General features: G+C 58.7%; 1 protein-coding gene. It reads right to left on the bottom strand.

What is annotated here, in order from left to right:
* Positions 1–242 (bottom strand): isocitrate/isopropylmalate family dehydrogenase (locus SB725_RS33465; protein WP_410923731.1); only part of this gene is annotated, 242 nt, incomplete at both ends.

Raw genomic sequence — 242 nt, 5'->3', positions numbered from 1 at the left:
AGACATACAGATCCAGTTCCTGACGCAGCGCGACGTTCAGCGAACGGATGCCGCCGCCCACCGGCGTGGTGAGCGGACCTTTGATCGACACGACGTATTCCTTCAGCACCTGCATCGATTCTTCCGGCAGCCACACGTCCGGGCCGTACACCTTGGTTGCCTTCTCGCCGGCGTAGATTTCCATCCAGTGGATCTTCTTCTTGCCTGCATACGCTTTTTCGACTGCCGCATCCACCACCTTG

Source organism: Pseudomonas sp. SIMBA_041, assembly GCF_046535095.1.
In the GTDB taxonomy this organism is placed as follows: Bacteria; Pseudomonadota; Gammaproteobacteria; order Pseudomonadales; family Pseudomonadaceae; genus Aquipseudomonas; species Aquipseudomonas mucoides.
This window is presented reverse-complemented; position numbering and strand designations above follow the sequence as displayed.